Annotated in this window: 17 protein-coding genes; 12 read left to right on the top strand and 5 right to left on the bottom strand. The window is 45.4% G+C overall.

Annotated elements, in window-relative coordinates; genetic code table 11:
* Positions 1–22: 22 nt before the first annotated feature.
* The 7 genes from CWI32_RS09470 (at position 23) to CWI32_RS09440 (ending at position 6,913) form a co-directional block, all read left to right on the top strand.
* Positions 23–853 (top strand): inositol monophosphatase family protein, encoded by an 831-nt coding sequence (locus CWI32_RS09470; RefSeq protein ID WP_034608351.1) that lies wholly within the window; start codon positions 23–25, stop codon positions 851–853.
* Positions 854–1,403: 550 nt separating this feature from the next.
* Complete coding sequence (locus CWI32_RS09465; protein WP_074383591.1) at positions 1,404–3,278, top strand: DEAD/DEAH box helicase; 1,875 nt, start codon at positions 1,404–1,406, stop codon at positions 3,276–3,278.
* 406 nt (positions 3,279–3,684) lie between these two features.
* Positions 3,685–4,503, top strand: coding sequence for an ABC transporter ATP-binding protein (locus CWI32_RS09460; protein ID WP_005094190.1), 819 nt, complete (start codon positions 3,685–3,687; stop codon positions 4,501–4,503).
* A complete protein-coding gene (mlaE, locus tag CWI32_RS09455; protein ID WP_005094189.1) occupies positions 4,500–5,279 on the top strand; it encodes a lipid asymmetry maintenance ABC transporter permease subunit MlaE in 780 nt (259 codons plus the stop codon). Before CWI32_RS09460 ends, mlaE begins: the two co-directional genes overlap by 4 nt.
* Positions 5,279–5,956 carry an outer membrane lipid asymmetry maintenance protein MlaD gene (gene mlaD, locus CWI32_RS09450; protein WP_100535188.1) on the top strand — a complete coding sequence of 226 codons (678 nt, stop codon included), beginning with the start codon at positions 5,279–5,281 and terminating at the stop codon, positions 5,954–5,956. Before mlaE ends, mlaD begins: the two co-directional genes overlap by 1 nt.
* An 18-nt stretch (positions 5,957–5,974) precedes the next feature.
* Positions 5,975–6,607 (top strand): MlaC/ttg2D family ABC transporter substrate-binding protein, encoded by a 633-nt coding sequence (locus CWI32_RS09445; RefSeq protein ID WP_100535187.1) that lies wholly within the window; start codon positions 5,975–5,977, stop codon positions 6,605–6,607.
* A gap of 15 nt (positions 6,608–6,622) precedes the next feature.
* The gene (locus CWI32_RS09440; RefSeq protein ID WP_100535186.1) at positions 6,623–6,913 is read left to right on the top strand and encodes an STAS domain-containing protein; all 291 of its coding nucleotides are present in this window, start codon (positions 6,623–6,625) and stop codon (positions 6,911–6,913) included.
* Positions 6,914–7,238: 325 nt separating this feature from the next.
* On the opposite strand, the gene CWI32_RS09435 is transcribed toward CWI32_RS09440, so the two are convergent.
* On the bottom strand, positions 7,239–8,252 hold the full coding sequence (locus tag CWI32_RS09435; protein WP_005168743.1) for a CorA family divalent cation transporter: 1,014 nt from the start codon (positions 8,250–8,252) through the stop codon (positions 7,239–7,241).
* Positions 8,253–8,404: 152 nt separating this feature from the next.
* Between CWI32_RS09435 and CWI32_RS09430 the strand changes: the two genes are divergently transcribed.
* Positions 8,405–8,995: an LOG family protein gene (locus tag CWI32_RS09430; RefSeq protein ID WP_005094184.1), complete on the top strand. Its 591-nt coding sequence runs from the start codon at positions 8,405–8,407 to the stop codon at positions 8,993–8,995.
* Positions 8,996–9,026: 31 nt separating this feature from the next.
* Positions 9,027–9,428: an NUDIX hydrolase gene (locus tag CWI32_RS09425; protein WP_005094183.1), complete on the top strand. Its 402-nt coding sequence runs from the start codon at positions 9,027–9,029 to the stop codon at positions 9,426–9,428.
* A 3-nt stretch (positions 9,429–9,431) separates the two neighbouring features.
* Here CWI32_RS09425 and CWI32_RS09420 read toward each other — a convergent pair whose 3' ends face one another.
* Both CWI32_RS09420 and recG read right to left on the bottom strand, forming a co-directional pair.
* Positions 9,432–10,067: a ComF family protein gene (locus tag CWI32_RS09420; RefSeq protein ID WP_074383589.1), complete on the bottom strand. Its 636-nt coding sequence runs from the start codon at positions 10,065–10,067 to the stop codon at positions 9,432–9,434.
* Positions 10,054–12,099, bottom strand: a complete 2,046-nt coding sequence (recG, locus tag CWI32_RS09415; protein ID WP_100357824.1) for an ATP-dependent DNA helicase RecG — start codon at positions 12,097–12,099, stop codon at positions 10,054–10,056. The genes CWI32_RS09420 and recG overlap by 14 nt, the downstream gene beginning before the upstream one ends.
* 33 nt (positions 12,100–12,132) lie before the next feature.
* On the opposite strand from recG, the gene CWI32_RS09410 reads away from it, so the two are divergent.
* Positions 12,133–12,942, top strand: coding sequence for an NAD-dependent epimerase/dehydratase family protein (locus tag CWI32_RS09410; RefSeq protein ID WP_100535185.1), 810 nt, complete (start codon positions 12,133–12,135; stop codon positions 12,940–12,942).
* Positions 12,943–13,105: 163 nt separating this feature from the next.
* Here CWI32_RS09410 and plsB read toward each other — a convergent pair whose 3' ends face one another.
* Positions 13,106–15,673, bottom strand: a complete 2,568-nt coding sequence (gene plsB, locus CWI32_RS09405) for a glycerol-3-phosphate 1-O-acyltransferase PlsB (protein ID WP_100535184.1) — start codon at positions 15,671–15,673, stop codon at positions 13,106–13,108.
* A 285-nt stretch (positions 15,674–15,958) separates the two neighbouring features.
* Here plsB and CWI32_RS09400 point away from each other — a divergent pair, with 285 nt between their 5' ends.
* Both CWI32_RS09400 and CWI32_RS09395 read left to right on the top strand, forming a co-directional pair.
* Positions 15,959–16,831, top strand: coding sequence for an acyl-CoA thioesterase (locus tag CWI32_RS09400; RefSeq protein WP_005094170.1), 873 nt, complete (start codon positions 15,959–15,961; stop codon positions 16,829–16,831).
* A gap of 176 nt (positions 16,832–17,007) precedes the next feature.
* The gene (locus CWI32_RS09395) at positions 17,008–18,246 is read left to right on the top strand and encodes a dicarboxylate/amino acid:cation symporter (protein ID WP_034608350.1); all 1,239 of its coding nucleotides are present in this window, start codon (positions 17,008–17,010) and stop codon (positions 18,244–18,246) included.
* Here CWI32_RS09395 and CWI32_RS09390 read toward each other — a convergent pair.
* On the bottom strand, positions 18,243–18,662 hold the full coding sequence (locus tag CWI32_RS09390) for a VOC family protein (RefSeq protein WP_100535183.1): 420 nt from the start codon (positions 18,660–18,662) through the stop codon (positions 18,243–18,245). The genes CWI32_RS09395 and CWI32_RS09390 overlap by 4 nt on opposite strands.
* Between the last annotated feature and the right edge of the window lie 113 nt (positions 18,663–18,775).

Here is an 18,775-nt window from a genome sequence, read left to right as displayed (position 1 = left end):
TTAAATTTGTAGTGGGTGTTCAATGGAACCTATGGTGGTGATGGCTGCGCGTGCGGCTCAGTTAGTTGGTCAAGAGCTTTTAAAAGCGCATCAGAATCGTCATAAACTCGATCTACAAGTCGAAGAAAAAGGAATTGATGGTCCAGTAACGCGTGTAGATCGTTATTTGGAGCAGTTGACCATCGATACCCTACGTAAAAGCTATAAAAATCACAGTTTCCTTGGTGAAGAGTTTGGCTATCAGGAAGGTAATGGTCACGATGCCGATTGGTGTTGGGTGATCGATCCACTGGATGGTACTTTAAACTTCATTAACGGTTTCCCGCATTTCTGTATCTCTATCGCAGTTCAGCACAAAGGCATTACTCAACACGGGGTGATTTATGACCCGGTGAAAGATGAGCTATTCTCTGCCAGTCGTGGTCGTGGTGCCATGATGAACCAGCGTCGTATTCGTGTGAATGTCAAAGACAGTCTGGAAAATACCTTTATGGCTGTTGGACACGCTTACCGTGCTAAACGTAATGGCGAAGTTGTATCTTATGCCAAGAACCATTTTCAAAGTTTGTTAAACGTGACTGAAGCTGGCGCGCAATATCGTCGTTCAGGTTCTGCGGCATTGGATTTAGCCTATGTTGCTGCAGGCCGTTTTGATGCTTACTTCGAACTTGGTTTAAAACCTTGGGATATCGCAGCGGGCGAATTGATCGTAAAAGAAGCAGGCGGTACTGTAGTTGATGCACGTGGTGGTAGCGACTCTATGGAAAATGGTCAAGTTTTGGCTTGTTCAATGAAAATGCTTAAACCTTTAATGCAAGCAGTTGTTCCTGCTTGGGGTGAAGCAGCAAAATAATCGGGTTTAGATGAAATATATCTAATTTTCAGAAAAGGCATCCTTCGGGATGCCTTTTTTAGAGCAGTAAAGTAGTTAAGAAGGGAGGTAAAGTATATTTCTCACATGATATGAATATTGGAAATATCAAGTGAATTGGCGAAAACTGCCTTTTTATACCGGTTGTTACATTTTTTATTGATATTTAAGTGCATGAAATTAATATATAAATTATAAACAGAGCAAATTAGTTTTAAAACTTAATGACATTGTTGATTATTCTGCTATAATTTTGCCACGCACTTAATTTCTGTTCTTTACCTGAACACTATCTTCTAATCATTGTATGCGCGTGCTGTCCATAGAGAGGACATATCCTTCGCGCCCCAATCGCTTAAGCGATTCCTTCAGGTTTGCGGCCGTAATCATGCGTGCGTTATATCCACATCGTCGTTACTCGGATCGCTGCTGAATCCTAATATTTTCAGCATTATTTGCTGTGCCGCTTTTTGCCGATGTCCATAATTGTTATTTATTAAATGGAGCACCCACTTCAGGGTGAATACTCTCTATGAGCAAAACTTTTGCTGATTTTTCCCTCGACGAATCTCTAACCCAGGCTCTCGATGCTTTAGGCTTTACTACTCCAACTCCTGTACAAGAACAAGCGATTCCAGCTGCACTTGAAGGTAAAGACCTTCTTGTGTCAAGCCAAACAGGTTCTGGTAAAACTGCTGCTTTCTTGCTTCCTACCCTAAATGCGTTGGCAAGCCAAGATACATTAGTACCATTTAAAGACCGTATGAAAGCGGTTACTCAACCGAATATTCTGGTGATTTCACCGACTCGTGAATTGGCACAACAGGTATGTCAAGACGCAATTGCATTTGTACGTCACATGAAAGGTGTTCGTATTGCTGCAATCATGGGCGGTATGCCTTTCGGTAAGCAAATTCAACAGTTAAAAGGCGCGCAAGTTGTTGTTGCAACTCCAGGTCGTCTACTTGACTTGGTGAATCGCCGTCAAATCAAACTTGATAAAGTTGATGCGTTAATCGTCGATGAAGCTGACCGTATGCTTGACCTCGGTTTCTCTGAAGACTTAGAAGCAATTGGTGAGTTGGCTGCAAACCGTAAACAAACTCTAATGTTCTCTGCGACGTTTGCACCACGTATCATTACACTTGCAGAACGCATGATGAATGATCCACTGCGTATTTCGATTGAAACTGGTCACTCTACAAATACTGACATTACTCAGACTTTGCATTGGACTGACGGTTTCGAGCACAAGAAAAAACTTCTTACTCACTGGTTGAACGAAGAAGACGTTGATCAAGCAGTTGTATTTGCGTCAACTCAAGAAGACACAGATATGCTGGCTGAAGAACTTGCTGAAGCAGGCCTATCAGTTGTAGCGCTGCATGGTGCTATGCCACAAACTGTACGTAACCGTCGTTTACGCAGCATCCGTGAAGGTCGTGCAAAAATCCTTGTTGCAACTGACGTTGCTGCTCGTGGTCTTGACGTACCAACCATTTCACACGTAATTAACTTCGGTCTTCCAATGAAGAACGAAGACTATGTACACCGTATTGGTCGTACAGGTCGTGCCGGTCGTACTGGTAAAGCCATTACACTTGCAACTTACCGTGAGCGTGGCAAGATCCGTGCTTTAGAAGACTTCCTTGATGCGCGTCTAAATGTATCTGAAATTGAAGGTCTTGAGCCATCTCCACCTCCTGCACGTGGTAGCCGTGATGGCGCTGGTCGTGGTCGTGGCCGTGACGGCGGTCGTCGTGATGGCGGTCGTGGTGGTTTCGGTGGCGGTCGTCGTTTTGAAGGCGAAAGCAACTTCAAACGTCGTGAAGGCGGTGATGATCGTCCACGTCGTAGCTTCGATGACAAACCACGTGGCGAACGTCCGGCATTTGGCGAAGATCGTCCACGTCGTGACTTCGGTGATCGTCCAGCGCCACGTCGTGAAGGTGGTTTTGGCGACCGTCCACAACGTTCGTTTGATGACCGTCCAAAGCGTGACTTCGGTGACCGTCCAGCGCCGCGTCGTGAAGGTGGTTTTGGCGACCGTCCACAACGTTCGTTTGATGACCGTCCAAAGCGTGACTTCGGTGATCGTCCAGCTCCGCGTCGTGAAGGTGGTTTTGGTGACCGTCCTCGCTCTAATGATGACAACCGTGGCAACCGTGTAGATTACAAGCCAGCTCGTGAAGGCGGTTATGGTGATCGTCCAAAACGTGATTTTGGTGATCGTCCTGCTCCACGTCGTGAAGGTGGTTTCGGTGATCGTCCAGCGCGTTCATTCGGTGATGATCGTCCAAAACGTGATTTCGGTGATCGTCCAGTACGTCGCAACTTTGATGACAAACCACGTGGTGAACGTTCGTTCGGTGGTGAAGATCGTCCACGTCGTAAATTTAACGACTAATAGAGTCGCTAGATGAAGATAAAAAAACCGGTAGAAATACCGGTTTTTTTATGCATTGAGTTTTTTGCTTTTTAACGTAAAATGTCTACTAATTCATATTTTGTCAGGGTTATGATAATTATTAATATGAAAAGTTTAGCTGCTCGATCTCAATTGATGGAGGTGCATATGCCATATATCGCATTGACTTTGATTTTATGTAATATTATCTATTATTTATACAGTGTTTTTAATTAATCAATCTAGTCATTTTAAGCCTAAGTACATATTTTTATTATAAAAAACACGAAATAATCAATTATTGTCATCTTTTTATGATATTCACCCACCTTTTTCAACTGCTAACATTTTGAACTTCGTTCCTTTATAGTATGCATGCTGAAAAAATGTAGGAATAAACTCAGCTATGAAAAATCAAACAGCGCGAGATACTCAGTCTTTGATTGAAGTCAAGAATTTGAGCTTCAAACGAGGCGAGCGCGTGATTTATGACGACGTGAGTTTAAATATTCGTCGTGGGCAGATTACCGCCATTATGGGGCCATCCGGAACTGGTAAAACTACCTTATTAAGATTGATCGGTGGGCAGCTGACGCCTGAGCATGGGCAGGTCTTATTGGATGGCAAAGATATTGCCTCGATGTCACGTTCCGAACTTTTTTCAGCACGTGCACGGATGGGTATGCTATTTCAGAGTGGTGCTTTGTTTACCGATATGAGCGTGTATGAAAATGTCGCGTTTCCAATTCGGGCCCATACCAAACTGCCAGAACATCTAATTAAGGAAATCGTGGCATTGAAACTGGAATCCGTCGGCTTGCGCGGTGCAGAGCAAATGATGCCATCGGAACTGTCTGGTGGTATGAACCGACGTGTGGCTTTAGCCCGGGCGATTGCGCTGGACCCTGAACTGATCATGTACGATGAACCCTTTGCCGGACAAGATCCGATTGTGATGGGGGTGTTGACTCGTTTAATCCGCTCTCTGCGTGAAGCACTGGATCTGACCACGATTATTGTCTCGCATGATGTGACAGAAACCTTATCCATTGCTGATTACATTTATATCGTGGCAGAAGGCAAGATCCAGGGCGAAGGAACACCGGCAGAGCTAAAAGTGCATCCTTCAACTTTTGTGCAGCAATTCCTGACGGGTTCGGTGGAAGGTCCAGTCGATTATCAGTTTAGTCATCGGGCTTATTTAAGTGATGAGGTACGTTCATGAATGCAATTGCCGCATTAGGTAGACGCGTTATTGAACGTGTACAGGGGATTGGGGTCGCAACCCTGATGCTGTTGCAGATCTTATTTTCCATGCCGACCTGGTTGGGGGTAAGACTATTTATTTATCAGATGTATCGGGTCGGGGTATTGTCCCTGCTGATTATTGTGGTTTCTGGCCTGTTTATTGGTGCTGTACTTGGCTTGCAGATGTTCAGTATTCTGTCGACTTTTGGCAGTGAATCCATGCTTGGCACAGCAGTTGCGCTGACCTTGCTCCGTGAACTGGCACCTGTGGTCGCGGCTTTGCTGTTTGCAGGACGTGCCGGTTCGGCTTTGACCGCAGAAATTGGTCTGATGAAAGCCACTGAACAATTGTCCAGTATGGAAATGATCGGGGTGGATCCCTTAAAGCGGGTGATTTCGCCACGTCTCTGGGCGGGGATTTTCAGCTTGCCCATGCTTTCGGTGATCTTTGCCGCAGTCGGAATTATGGGCGGCAAAATGGTCGGTGTAGACTTTTTGGGGGCTGATGAAGGCGCTTATTGGAGCGGCATGGAAAGCAGCGTGCAATTCTATAAAGATGTCTTGAATGGCACTATTATTAAAAGTTTTGTATTCGCATTAATGTGTACCTGGATTGCGGTATATCAAGGCTATGCCTGTGTACCAACATCGGAAGGTATTGCAACTTCTACAACCCGTACAGTCGTATATTCTTCACTGTGCGTTTTAGGCTTTGATTTTGTGTTGACTGCGGTCATGTTCGGAGGTGTTTAATGAAATCACGTACTAGTGAGCTGGCCGTTGGTGTTTTTGTTATTTTGTTCGGGATTGCCCTGTTCTTTTTGGCGATGCGTGTCAGTGGACTGGTGGGAAGCAATATTTCCGACAGCTATAAAATGACGGCAACGTTTGAAAATGTAAATGGCATCAAGCCACGTGCCAAAGTCGCTTTAAGTGGCGTGAAAGTAGGACAGGTCGATGACATTACCTTAGATCCTGTAACGCGTCTGGCAACCGTGCATATGACCCTGGATGGCTCATTGACCTCTTTTAATACTGAACAATTGAAACAAGTTCAGCAGGAAGCACTGGAAGAGTTACGTTATAGTTCGGACTATACTGCGGCTGCACCTGCGCAACAAAAAGACATGGAAAAACAACTGTTAGATAACATGAACTCCATCACCAATATTGATGAAGATGCTTATATTATGGTAGCGACCAATGGGTTGTTGGGTGAAAAATACCTGAAAATTATTCCAGGTGGTGGTCTGAACTATTTGAAACGCGGTGATCAGATTGCCAATACCCAAGGCACCATGGAAATTGAAGATTTAGTGACGAAGTTCATTACTGGCGGTGCCGGTAAATCGTCGGATAGTCAAGAAACTGCCCCAGAACAGGCGACAGTTTCAGAATCGACTGATGCAGAACCTGCATTTGTTGAATAATAGATTGAGGAGATTTCAGTGAAGACTTTAGTAAAACAAACGCTTGCAGCAGGCATTCTTTCCACAATGGTTGCTGGTACAGTGTTTGCTGCACCGTCTGAAGCACCACCTGCTTTTATTAAAAAAGTGGCAGATGGTTTGATTGAGCGCCTCAAAGCCGATAATGCAAAATTGCAGAACAATCCGGCGCTGGTCAAAGCGATTGTCCGCCAGAATTTGGATCCATACATTGATTCACAGTCTTTCACGCGTATTGTGATGGGGACTTATGCGACGAACCAGTATAGTACTGCTGCACAGCGCGCGCAGTTTGAAAAGAATTTCCGTGAAACGCTCATTGAAAATTATGGTTCTGCATTTTCCAAGTTTAGTAATCAGACCTATAGCGTGCGTCCATACAAGGCCAGCAACAGCAAAAACCCTGTTGTAACCATCGACTTTAATAATAAAGGCGAGAAAATTCCGGTAGCGTTTCAGCTGGTGGACAAAGGCTCACAATGGAAAATCCGCAACATCAACGTATCGGGTATCGATCTAGGTTTGCAATTCCGTAACCAGTTTGCTGCGACAGTAAAACGTAATGGCGGTAATATTGATAAAGCAATTGCCAACTTTAAACCGGATGCAGAAGCTGCAATCGACAAGAAATAATCAAACAGGTGAGTCGTGATTACATTCAATGATCAGGAACTACAGGTTTCAGGCAAGATTGACTATGACAATGCACAGGACTATTACTTAAATGGTCTGCGTGTGGTTCAGTCACAAAGCAAGTTTCCACTTGTGGTTAATCTGGCTGAGCTTGAAAGTGGCAGTACTTTGGCTTTGGCAGTGTTGGTGCGCTGGCTGCGCCAGACTCCTCAGGCTCAAGGGCTACAGTTTAAAGCTGTTCCTGCTAAAATGATGAATATCATTCAGGCCAGCCATTTGCAGGATGATTTAAACATCGTCCAGTAAAAGAAAAGCACCGAAAGGTGCTTTTTTATTGTGATCAAATTTTAAGAAATCATTAAAATCAAATAGATCTAAATATGGATTGCACGTCCTCTCTGCCTCAGGGAGAGAGTTAGAGAGAGGGGTGTAAAAATCCTCCCTAACCATTTTCTTCACTTTTTAAAGAGAAGTTGAAGAGGGATTAAATAAATATGAATTAAATACAGGCATTTCTTGCGCTTCACTTTAATTAAAGAGCAAGTGAGACTTAGAAAGGGATATCTAATAAAAAAACCTTTCCCTGACAGGAAACATCTCTCCCTTTTCAAAAGGGAGGTTAGGAGGGATTCTAGATCCACTTCTTCCATCTAAAGTAAATCAATGGGCCAATCAGGAAGCCAATTAAAATAATACTGACCATGATGAAACTCATGGTGCCTTGTGCAAAGGGCAGCACTTCGGTGTTCATACCGTAAATACTGGCAATCAGCATTGGTGGCGCAAGCATACTCGGCAGAATCGAGAATCGACGAATGGTATCGTTCTGCTCAGTGTTAATGAATCCGGACGTGGTATCGAGCAGGAAACGTACTTTCTGGAACAAGAAAGCATCATGCTCGACCAGCGAGCGCACATCTTCACTCAGTTCTCGAATATCCGCATCATAAATATGACTGCCCAAGGCGCGTGGACGCGACAGGAAGGTCAGGACGCGGCGTAAATCGATTAGACACAGTTGCGCTTTACCCAACATATCTTCAAGTTGCGCCAAGCGGGTAATCATGTCATCCAGATCCAGAATCTGTTCACGATGGCGGTTATTCAACACTTCAGTTGAATATTTCTCTAAATCTTTATGCACATCTTCCAGAATATCGGCCAGCTCATCCAGCTTGGCTTCGAGTAAGCCCAATAAAATCCAGGTCGGATCTTTATAATCGATTTCATAATCATTGCGGCGCGCGCGGGCACGAAAGGCGCGAAAAGCCACCAGTTTTTCACCACGCAAAGTAAACAGACGATCCTTGTGCAGAATGAATGCAACAGTTTGTACTGTTGCCAGCATGCTGGATTCATCTTCGTGTTCGTTTTCGACTTGATAGTTTTTATTCTTGGTTAAAAAATAGGTGCTGATATGCAAAATACCGTCATCATCACGGTAAAATCGGGCACTCGAGGAAATATCTTCCAGCGATTTTAAGGTCGGTAAGTTTTGCTCGTAGGCATCTAGAATCCATTGCTGCTCTTCCTGTGAAGGCGCAATCAGATCAAGCCAGACTAAATCTGGATGCAGGTCGAAATCACCATTAATCGTGATATCTTCTAAGCTACCGCGCTCTGTGGCGTAAAAGGCTTCAAGCATGCTGTCTTTTCTCCCGGGCGCAGTATGTGAATTGGAATGGGTGTATTTTAGACAAGGAATTGAATAAAAACACTGATATTAAGCAGTTATTTTGGTAAAAAGCGTGCTTGCCGCGATTTCGTACAATATGGCGTCAATTAGAGGATGAAATGATGAATTCTATCGCAATTTTTTGTGGTTCAGCGCTTGGCTCGGATCCTCTTTATACGCAGGTTGCCGAAAAAGTCGGTCAGACTCTGGCGGCACGACAGCAAACGCTGGTTTATGGAGGAGGTCGTTCTGGCTTAATGGGTATTGTGGCTGATAGTGCCTTGGCGGCGGGCGGTAAGGTGATTGGCGTAATTCCAAGACAGCTGGTCAATCGTGAGCTGGCACATCCACATATTACCGAGCTGTATGTGGTGGATAATATGCATGAGCGTAAAACCCGGATGTCGGAACTGGCTCAGGGATTTATTGCCATTCCCGGTGGTGCAGGAACACTGGAAGAGATTTCTGAACAATGGACCTGGGCACAATTGGGGATTCATCAGAAGCCTTGTGCTTTTCTCAATACCGATGGTTTTTATGATGACCTGATTAAATTCATCCGTATGACCACGGAGAAGGGTTTTACTAAATCACGTTTCACTGAGGCTTTGATTATCAGTGATGATCTGGACGATATTTTGCGCCAATTCGAAAGTTATCAGCCGCCTGAAGCCAAATGGGGTATGGTTGATCAGACCGACCTTGTAAAATAAGTTATCCAGAATACGCAATTGTAGAAAATAAATGAAAGTGATTACGGTGGCTGCAGCCATTATTTTAAATGAAGCGCAGCAACTGCTGGTGGTTCGCAAGCAAGGAACATCCTGCTTTATGCAGGTCGGTGGCAAGCTGGAGCCAAATGAAACCCCGGAAGCCACCATGTTGCGTGAAATTCAGGAAGAAATTGGCACACAAGCCCAGATTCAGCAATTCATTGGCCGTTTTGAAACCCAGACTGCCAATGAACCTGATCATCAACTGGTGAGTTATGTCTATTGGGTAAGGCTCGATCAAGCACCTAAAATTGAAGCAGAAATCGCTGAAATGAAATGGGTTGATCTGGATGAAAAAGAGGTCTTGCTGGCGCCCTTAACGACTGAAATTGTGATTCCGTGGGTGAAGTCACATTTGCTCGCCCAAGCTTAAATTTTAGATTTGCGCGCCTGCCAGACAGGCTGCATAAATTTTCTGACAGCCTAGCTCTTCAAGTTTTCGAGTGAGCGCTAGAATCGAACTGCCAGTCGTCACTACATCATCAATGATTAGCACGCGTCGGTAACGAATATTAGACGGTGTACTGATCTGAAACTGCGACTGGATATCTTCGATTCTTTCCAGACGGCTTAAGCCTTTTTGTGAATGCTGTTTCAGCCGGCTAACAGGTTGCCAGATGGGAACATTCAATTTTTTCGCCACATGCTTGGCCAGTACCAGAGATTGATTATAACCGCGTTCGGCCAGGCGTTCAGTCGAGATCGGCATCGGGACTATTGCACTGACTTTGGGTAATTCTAAACTCAACAGCGTACCGGCCAGTAAATTTTGCAAATGCAGCTTCTGTTCATATTTAAACAGCTGAATCAACCGATCCATTGGGTAGGCATAATCGCAGGCAATCTGAAACTGCATTTCTTGACGCTGAATGGTTTGATGTATCCACGGCAACTGCTGCCAGCAATCCTGACAGACTGAATAAATGCTCTGATAATCAGTCTGACACAACTGGCAGGGCTGAAGCGTATTCAGCTTGGAGATTCCCTGTGCCAGTAATTTAAACATAGGCATAACGCGGTGCTTCCGGTAGCCAGCGTTGTAATAACGCCTCAGCCTGATCTGGATAATCTTTTAAAATTTGCTGCGCCACATAATGTGCCTGATTGAGCAGGTGATCATCGCGTTCAAGTTTGGCCACGCGGAAATTCATATCGCCGGTTTGTTTAGTCCCCAGTAATTCACCTGGCCCACGCAATTCCAGATCTTTCTCGGCAATCATAAAACCATCATTGGTTTCACGCATGATTCTTAAGCGTTCCTGACCGTTTTGCGACAGCGGATGCTTGTATAGCAGGGCGCAGAAACTGGCTTTGGCACCACGGCCAACCCGACCACGTAGCTGATGTAGCTGTGACAGGCCTAAACGTTCGGCATTTTCAATCACCATAATGGAAGCGTTGGGTACATCGACCCCGACCTCAATTACGGTAGTGGCAATGAGTAGCTGTAATTCATTGTTTTTGAATTGCTGCATCACCGCCTGTTTTTCATCGGCTTTCATTTTGCCATGTACCAGACCGATATTCAGCGCAGGAAAGCGTTCCCGAATTTCGGCAAAAGTGGCTTCCGCGGCCTGAGCATCTAAAGTTTCGGATTGCTCCACCAAGGTACAGACCCAATAGGCCTGTTTGCCTTCAGCGCAATTCGTCGCAATACGTTGCAGAACTTGTTCACGCCGATCCAGTGGAATGGTCACCGTTTGAATCGGGGTACGACCCGGTGGCAGCTCGTCAATCACCGAGGTATCCAGATCACCATAAGCCGACATGGCCAAGGTGCGGGGAATCGGGGTTGCGGTCATCACCAGCTGATGCGGGGACATGCCATCCAGGCCTTTATTTCTGAGTGCAAGACGTTGATCGACTCCAAAGCGGTGTTGCTCATCAATAATCACCAGACCGAGTTTGGCAAACTCGACATTCTCCTGAAACAGGGCGTGGGTGCCAATCACCAGATGGGCGCTCCCGTCCCGAATGACCTGTTCCGCTGCGGCGCGGGCTTTGCCTTTTTGCTTGCCGGACAGCCAAGCGATATTAAGACCTAGTGGCTCAAACCAGCGTTTAAAGTTGAGATAATGCTGCTCGGCCAGAATTTCGGTAGGTGCCATCAACGCCACTTGCCAGCTTTCTTCCAGGGCATGACAGGCTGCGACACCGGCCACCAATGTTTTGCCGGCACCGACATCGCCTTGTACCAGACGTAACATCGGTTTATTGGCTTTTAAATCTTGTGCGATTTCTTTGGATACACGTTTTTGTGCACCGGTCATTTCAAAAGCCAGACTGGCCAGAAGCTGTTTGGCATAGGTTTTACTCGGTGCAAATGAAGGAGCTTCAACCTGCTGAATAAAGGCACGCCGGGTCAATAAACTGATCTGATGCGCCACCAGTTCTTCAAAGATCAGGCGTTGCTGTGCGGGATGCGAGCCTTGTGCCAGTTGTAACATATTGGCATTGACTGGCGGATGATGGATATATTCCAGTGCTTGTTTTAACGCATAACCATTGCTAAATTTTGCTGGCAGCAGTTCAGGCAGATGATCGCTATACTGAGCCAAAGCCTGTTGAATATAATCGCGTATTTTTGGCTGGGTCAGACCTTCAGTGGCAGGATAAATCGCGGTAAGTTGGGTTTGCGGTAGCGGGGTATCTTCAGTAATGACTTGCAGCTCGGGATGATACATTTCCAGACCGCGCGCACCGACCCGGACTTCACCAAAAATTCTTAAACGGTGACCGAGCTTGCAGCGATCGGTGATGCCTTTATAAATATGATAAAAACGCAAAGTGACTTTACCGCAGTCATCATCCAGTAATACAGCCATGGACTTGCGTTTACCCGGCGGGAAATCCACGCCTTTGACGATACCTTCGAGCAAATAGCTACGCCCCACGCTCAATTGATTCATGGGAATGATCGTGCTACGGTCTTCATAGTCACGTGGTAGATGAAAAAGCAAATCATCAGTATTGAAGATATTTAATTTTTCAAGTAATGCAGCGGCGGCATTGCCAACGCCTTGTAACTGATGGACTGCAGCCATGTCCCCTCAACCAGATTCGTGATTCGGTGCTCAATGCATATTCTATTTATCGGTTATGGTAAAACATCCCGGCGTGTTGCTAAACAACTATTTGAGCAAGGTCATCAAATTAGCACAATTAGCTCAAGTCCCAAAACAGATTCCTTTGCAACTCATCTGATTCAAGATGTGCATAAACCGAATTTAACGACAGTCACACCGATTGATTGGGTCTATGTATTGCTTAGTCCAAAACAAAGTACGGTTGAAGGCTATCAGTACACCTATCTGGATTCAGTTCAGCCGATTGTGACTGCCTTGAAACAGCATCCAGTGCAGCGGATTGTGGTGGTGTCATCGACACGGGTCTATGGGCAAAATGCTGGAGAAAATATCAATGATGAAACGCCTCTACAGCCCAACGATGTGCAAGGAAAAATCCTGTATCGGATGGAGCAGGCCTATTTAGCGGCTTATCCTGAGCAATGTACAATCATTCGCCCAAGTGGAATTTATGGAACATCGGTAGAGCGCTTACAAAAAATGGCAGTATCTATGACCAGCTATCCAAATCTGCACTGGTCAAACCGGATTCATATCGAAGATTTATCACATTTCTTGTCACAGATGATTCACGTGGAACATCCTGAGTCTTCTTATATTGTGAGCAATAACCAGCCACAGCTTTTACATAAAGTCTTGCAATGGTTTCAGCAGCAGATGGGGCTGCCTTTACTCGAAGTTGAGAACAAGCAGGTCACCGGTAAAAAGCTCTATGCAACTCGGATGCAAAAAACAGGATTTGAATTAAAGCATACAGATTGTTTTGAGGATTATTTGGGGTTGATGAATAAATTTGAATAAATTTGGAACTTCTCCCTTACAGAAGAGCTATCTTCATCCTTTTTTAAATTAAAGAAAATTCCCCTCCTTTGGAAAAGGAGGGGTTAGGGGAGGATTAAATTCCCCCTCATCCCCCTTATGAAGCAGTGCTTCCCATCTCCTGAAAGGAGAGAGAATAAAAGCTTTACTTCTTTTTGCGCTTGGCACGTTTCTTGGCTTGTTCAGCCGCAACTGCATCAAGTGCTTCTTTGAGTTCTTCATCGGTAAAGGCGGTGATGTGATGCAGCATCTGTAATTTCACTTCATCCAGTACCAGATCTGCATATTGCGCCACGTTGGTCAGCTGTTCATCAAAAACAATGGCATTGTCGTCATTGGTACACAGATAACCTTTTTGGGTTAAGACTTTAATAAAGCTCTGAAACAGGGCTTTGTCGAAGAATTCAGGCGAATTGAATTCGTATAGAACTGATAAACGCTGACCAACCAGATAGCTCAATTCTTCAACCTGACGGGTCGAAATATTGCCTGAACCACGCTGGGTAATCAGTGCCAAAGTCATGTAATAACGTTCCAGACTTTGAGTCACTGGTGCAGCCAGAACTTCGAGCTGATGATGGACTTCAGTATTGGGTGCCGGAGCAAGCAGATTTTCACCATCTTGCGTGATCAGTTTGGCAGAAATCAAGTTATCAATATGCGCATTGACTTGATCCTGAATCTCATCTTCACGCCATTTTAAAAACAGCTCTGCTTTTAGGAATGGATACAGGGTGCTGCTGATGTTGACGACATCATCACGGCGAATCGTTCCATTGTGTTCAGCCAGTGCTGCAATCAATGACGGAAGCACAAAGGAGTGCACGATATTGTTGCGGAAATAAGTCAGCAAAACTGCCTGATTATCTTCAATGGCAATGATATCGCCCAGCACATGTTTTACCCGTTTGATCAGTTTTAGCTTCATCGCATAGGCAATAATTTCTTTGCCTGAAAGCGGGGTAACTTCCATCCGCTCATCATAAGGTAATGCCGCCAGCAGGGTACGATAAGTATCCAGCTGCTTGATACAGATTTCTTCATCCAGCGTATGTTTCGGTGTCGCCAGCAGGATCAACGATAATAGCGATACCGGATTGATCACCACTGCACGGTTGATATTTTCCAGAATCGCTTGCGCAGAGCTGTTTACTGCATCAGAAACTGCTTGTGGAATTGGATCATCGTTCTTTTCAATTTTAATATTTTCTGCGCCATGCTGTTTCAGGATGTCATCCAGAAATACCGGCTCACCAAAATTCAGATGCACTTTACCGAAAATGCGTTCAATTTTGCGCAGGGTTTTGACAATACCAAAAATAGATTCGGCTTCTTTCGGCTTGCCGCTCATCTCACCGACATAAGTGCCGCCTTCCATCAGGCGTTCATAACCGATATAGGTCGGTACAAAGACAATTGGTTTGGCCTTGCCGCGTAAATGACCATGCACGGTCATCGCCAGCATCCCAGTTTTAGGTGGTAGCAAACGACCAGTACGTGAACGACCACCTTCGATAAAGTATTCCAGTGGGGTATTGCGTGACAGAACGCTATATAAATATTCTTTAAAGACTGTGGTATAGAGCGCATTGCCACGGAAAGTACGGCGGATAAAGAAGGCACCGCCACCACGTAAAATCTGCCCGACAAAAGGCATGTTCAGGTTATCGCCCGCAGCGATATACGGCACCATCAAGCCACGACGATAGATCACATAAGACAATAACAAATAGTCGATGTGACTGCGGTGACATGGGGTATAGACAATCTCATAATCTTTGGCCAGTTCACGCACGGTACTGAAATTATGCACTTCCACGCCGTCATAGAGCTGTGTCCATAAACGGGTCAGGGCTTTATCGGCAAAACGTACAGTCGAATGAGAATAATCGGAAACAATTTCGTTCAGATAACCGATGGCACGACGTTCAGATTCCAGCATCGAGATTTTGCTACGAATACTGTCATTGCGAATCGCAGCCTGTACATCTGGCGATTTGATGAGACTGTGCATGACATTACGGCGATCGGACAGGTCGGGCCCGAGAATCACTTCGCGCTGACCATCCAGATAATCATTTAAAGTGCTGACAATATAAGTTGCTGGCGCTGAATTTGGATGCGTTTCTTTGGCATGCTCAATCATGGCACGTAAAGACTGGGGTTCGTGAAACTCTAAATAAGACTGACGGCCATGCAGACCGATATTGACCAGTTGCTTGACCCGGCTTGGCGTAGACCAGGTATCGGTAAATAGCAGTTTGAACCAGGAATCTTCTTTTTCAGGTTCACGTCCCCAAAGCACCGTGACTGGTACCAGTTCGATATCCAGCTCAGGATGTTGTTCCAGGATTTCAATCAGGCGTAACAGGCGCGGCGGAAACGCATGCGGCGGTGAGCTGAGCAGGTTATTTTCATCATGATGCTGTAAAAACAGCAGCGAAGCTTTTTCCTTACTATTGCCCAGTTGCATTGGATCGAGCGCAGCTGGCAACTTTAAACGGCGGGTTTCTGCATCGACCACCAGTGCATTACTACGCGAATGGTTCTGTAAAACGTAACAGACCAGCTTTCGCGATTCTGCCGCGGTCTGATCAGGTTCAGGTGCTGTCACTTCACTTGGTACTTCCCCAAGAACATGAGGGGTAACCACAAGATCAAGTAGCTTACTTGAAAGCTTGCGATACATTTGACCAAAGCCATTCTTGGACATAGCTGCTCCTAATTTTACTGACCAAAACCACAGGACTTCTGAGGGGATTTATTTTTGCGGGTTTCCAAAGCGAAACCATATATCTTTTTTTAACAACTTCAACAGAAGTGCGCTAATTTTAGCGTGAAAGCAGATGCTTTTCCTAGTCACTTATGACATCAGTATGACAGAACAGTCATGCAATCTTTAGAGTTTCGGTCTGATTTTGTGGCAGAATATTCCAGATTAATTATTTAGATCTGTTTTTCCATTTTTGGGATATCTCCAATATTACGTAGGTTGCTTATGAATGCCTTAACACAGGAACTGGTCGAGCTGCTCAGCTTGGAAAAGTTAGAAGAAAACATTTTTCGGGGAATCAGCCGTAATCTGGTGGGCAAGCGCGTGTTTGGTGGGCAGGTTTTAGGGCAGGCACTCCGCGCTGCGTCTTATACCACAGACCGTCCGGCACACTCGTTACATGCCTATTTTCTGTTTGGTGGAGATGTCAATGCACCGATTATTTATGAAGTGGATCGTATCCGTGACGGCAAGAGCTTTGTCAGCCGTCAAGTACGTGCGATTCAGCATGGTCGCACTATTTTTATGTGTATGGTGTCTTTTGCGCATCAGGAAGAAGGTCTCAATTACCAGATTTCAGAGCCGGAATATCCGCCAGCAGAAAGCCTGAAAAATGAAGCAGAACTGATCAAACAAATGATTGAGTTTATTCCGGAAAATGTCCGTGCGTCCTTCACCCGTGATCGTCATGTCGAGATTCGCCCGATCAATCCGCAAAATCCGTTTCAGCCGCAACCGGAAGCGCCGTCTTATGCGCACTATATCCGCACCCATGACCGAATTGCTGCAGAAGTGGATCAGATTTCTTTGCATCAGGCCATTGCCGCTTTCTATTCAGACTTTACCTTGATGACCACGGCACTGCGTCCACATGGTCTGAGCTATATTTCGCCAAGCCTGCAATGTGCCAGTATTGACCATGCCATGTACTTCCATAAGCCATTTCGTGCCGATGAATGGATGCTATATGACATGGATGCCACCCAGAGTGCCAGTTCGCGTGGTCTGAATTTTGGACGGATGTGGCAGAATGGCGAACTGGTCTGTAGTACCACGCAGGAAGGGCTGATCCGCTTACGTGAAATCGAAACCCAATAATTTTTATATTTTTGCTCAAAAAGCCGAATCCCAGATTCGGTTTTTTTGTTTTTAATCCGCAGAACAATCATTATTTGAGATCTTGTTCTAGGCACGCGTTTATAAAATATTACTCGATTCTGTAGAATCGGCATGGCATAGTGCCGCTTAAGATCTATATTAAAATGCATGAAAAGATGAGCTTAAATACGCAAATTTTAATTGCCGCCGTATTGGGGGTGCTGTTTGGATTTTTACTCACAATATTTCCGCAGACCTCATTTTTTGATGTCAGTTTATACGGCATCGGCATCGTCAGCAGTGTTTTTATCGGCTTATTAAAAATGCTGTTGGTTCCGCTAATTTTTACGTCGATTGTGGTCGGGGTATCTAATCTACAGGCAGGCGGACAACTGAATCGCACCTGGAAAATCACCCTGATGTGCTGTGTGACCACAACGACTTTGGCACTCATTTTAGGTCTGGCCTGTGCACATCTGTTTGATGTCGGCAAGGGTGTCGATGTACTGATGTTCCAGGATGCCATGGCGCAGCATCAGACTCCGGACACCTTAACGCCATCTTCTTTCTTTACCAATTTTATCCAAAATACCCTGATCAATCCGTTTAAGGCATTTTCAGATGGCAATGTCCTGGCGGTGGTGGTCTTTGCCTTGTTTGTCGGTGTGGCACTGGTCGCAGGCGGAGATAAATTCCGTACCGTGCGCAAGTTGAGTCACCAGTTTTTTGAAATCATGATGTTGATGATTGGCTGGGTGATGAAACTGGCACCTTTCGGTATTTTTGCTTTATTGGCCAAGCTGATCGCGACTGAGGATATTTCGGTACTCAGTCGTCTGGCTGAATTTGCGGCCGTGGTCACTGGAACCACCATTTTCCATGGCATCGTGGTATTGCCTTTATTGCTGTGGATTTTTGGCAAGATGGATCCGATCACGTTCTTTAAAGGCACACGCGCTGCTTTAATTACCGCATTTGCCACCAGTTCCAGTTCGGCCACCATGCCACTGTCAATGAAATGTGCGCAGGAAAATCTGGGCGTACGTCCGCATACGGCAGGTTTTGTGATTCCACTGGGAACACAGCTGAATATGGATGGCACAGCTCTTTATGAGGCAGCCGCCGCCTTGTTTATTGCCAATTTAATGGGGCTGGATCTGAGTTTAGGGCAACAGCTGGTGGTCTGTGCCACGGCAATGATTGCATCCTTAGGCGCACCTGGGATTCCAAGCGCTGGCATGGTCACCATGATTATGGTGTTGCAATCTGTGGGATTGCCTGCCGAGGCGATTGCGATTTTATTGCCGATCGACCGTTTACTGGATACGGTACGTACCGTGGTGAATGTGCAGGGCGATATGATGATCAGTGTGGTGGTAGACCGGCATACCCGTGAACCTGAAGCGCCAGTTTAATCTTTATTTAAGTCCGGATTCCAGACAATTTCCCAGAGATGACCATTGGGATCCTGAAAATAACCAGCATATCCGCCATAAAAGGTGGTGTGTGCAGCTTTGATAATTTTAGCGCCCGCACGTTCAGCCAGTACCATGATCTGGTCAACCTCTAATGGACTATAGACATTATGTCCCAGCGCCATTTGGGTTGGGCAGATCGGACTCAATTCAAGACCGGTATCTTGCTGAAGGCTGCGCTGCGGCCATAAGGCAAGCTTAAGACCGGATTGCAGTTGAATAAACGCCACCGCACCATATTCAAATTCCTGCCCCATAATTCCGTCGCTTTTAAAGCCTAAACCCTCACAATAAAATTGCAATGATTGCTCTATGTCCTGAACAGCCAGCGCAATCACAGAGATAGATGGTTTCATAATGGGTGCCTGATCTAAGGCTGATCAAGATTTATTCTAATATGAATCAGGATTTAATCACTAAGTAAACAATGCAGTCTTCATGTAAAAACAGGTAAATCTGATCAATCCGG

The organism is Acinetobacter pseudolwoffii, from assembly GCF_002803605.1.
Classification (GTDB): Bacteria; Pseudomonadota; Gammaproteobacteria; order Pseudomonadales; family Moraxellaceae; genus Acinetobacter; species Acinetobacter pseudolwoffii.
The sequence above is the reverse complement of the archived record's forward strand: the minus strand, read 5'-3'. Positions and strand labels throughout refer to the sequence as shown.

Coding starts and splice junctions, on each gene's coding strand:
- CWI32_RS09470 (WP_034608351.1), top strand. CDS start 23: ATGGAACCTATGGTGGTGATGGCTGCGCGTGCGGCTCAGTTAGTTGGT.
- CWI32_RS09465 (WP_074383591.1), top strand. CDS start 1,404: ATGAGCAAAACTTTTGCTGATTTTTCCCTCGACGAATCTCTAACCCAG.
- CWI32_RS09460 (WP_005094190.1), top strand. CDS start 3,685: ATGAAAAATCAAACAGCGCGAGATACTCAGTCTTTGATTGAAGTCAAG.
- mlaE (WP_005094189.1), top strand. CDS start 4,500: ATGAATGCAATTGCCGCATTAGGTAGACGCGTTATTGAACGTGTACAG.
- mlaD (WP_100535188.1), top strand. CDS start 5,279: ATGAAATCACGTACTAGTGAGCTGGCCGTTGGTGTTTTTGTTATTTTG.
- CWI32_RS09435 (WP_005168743.1), bottom strand. CDS start 8,252: ATGCTTGAAGCCTTTTACGCCACAGAGCGCGGTAGCTTAGAAGATATC.
- CWI32_RS09430 (WP_005094184.1), top strand. CDS start 8,405: ATGAATTCTATCGCAATTTTTTGTGGTTCAGCGCTTGGCTCGGATCCT.
- CWI32_RS09425 (WP_005094183.1), top strand. CDS start 9,027: ATGAAAGTGATTACGGTGGCTGCAGCCATTATTTTAAATGAAGCGCAG.
- CWI32_RS09420 (WP_074383589.1), bottom strand. CDS start 10,067: ATGCCTATGTTTAAATTACTGGCACAGGGAATCTCCAAGCTGAATACG.
- recG (WP_100357824.1), bottom strand. CDS start 12,099: ATGGCTGCAGTCCATCAGTTACAAGGCGTTGGCAATGCCGCCGCTGCA.
- CWI32_RS09410 (WP_100535185.1), top strand. CDS start 12,133: ATGCATATTCTATTTATCGGTTATGGTAAAACATCCCGGCGTGTTGCT.
- plsB (WP_100535184.1), bottom strand. CDS start 15,673: ATGTCCAAGAATGGCTTTGGTCAAATGTATCGCAAGCTTTCAAGTAAG.
- CWI32_RS09400 (WP_005094170.1), top strand. CDS start 15,959: ATGAATGCCTTAACACAGGAACTGGTCGAGCTGCTCAGCTTGGAAAAG.
- CWI32_RS09395 (WP_034608350.1), top strand. CDS start 17,008: ATGAGCTTAAATACGCAAATTTTAATTGCCGCCGTATTGGGGGTGCTG.
- CWI32_RS09390 (WP_100535183.1), bottom strand. CDS start 18,662: ATGAAACCATCTATCTCTGTGATTGCGCTGGCTGTTCAGGACATAGAG.